The organism is Legionella feeleii (assembly GCF_001467625.1).
Taxonomy (GTDB): Bacteria; Pseudomonadota; Gammaproteobacteria; order Legionellales; family Legionellaceae; genus Tatlockia; species Tatlockia feeleii.
The window spans coordinates 85801-86438 of sequence record NZ_LNYB01000085.1; the positions used below are offsets into that span (position 1 = coordinate 85801).

Genomic DNA, 638 nt, shown 5'->3' on the forward strand with positions numbered 1-638 from the left:
TCTTTTTTTAAATAACCAACTCCTTTTTCTCTGTGCACATCATTCCAGTCTGTCTTTTGCTGGTTGGGTAGTGAATGGGGCATTTTAATTGTCACATGAAGGCCTGATTCCGATAAAACTGCCTGCGCTTTCTTCGTTTCCTCAAGCGTTTTTATCTGTGCTTTTAAATCATTATCTGCAGCAATAATGACCTCCACTGGTTTAAATCGCTTAACCAGTTCGCTTAAGTTTTTTAAGTTTGAAATCCCAAAGGAAACAAGCACGGTAGCCTTGGGATTTGCCATGGCAATGGATGCGCCCGTCTCTATTCCTTCGGCAAGATACACCTGTCCATTGGGCATTCCTTTCTGCAAAATACCCGCACTGCCCTCTATCTTTCCCTTGGAGAGTTTCACAGACTCCATAAAGGTATTTTGGCTCTTGGCGTCTTCGCGTTAAAATCTAGTTTTTAGTATAATGGCAAGGATAAATAATTAAGAGACAATTGTCATAATAATGAACAACAAATCCAAGCAATCCATCACTATTCCAGCCGAAGTTTTGGGATTGTCAGACGTAGAAGTAGAGAGCGTCACGACAGACCTACGCGCAAGGCAAATTACAATCCGAGTTGTCAGCACAAAAGATGAAATTTTATG

General features: G+C 41.1%; 1 protein-coding gene. It reads right to left on the reverse strand.

What is annotated here, in order from left to right; all coding sequences use genetic code 11:
* Positions 1 to 395 (reverse strand): toprim domain-containing protein (locus Lfee_RS12575; RefSeq protein ID WP_193786957.1); only part of this gene is annotated, 395 nt, incomplete at its 3' end.
* Between the last annotated feature and the right edge of the window lie 243 nt (positions 396 to 638).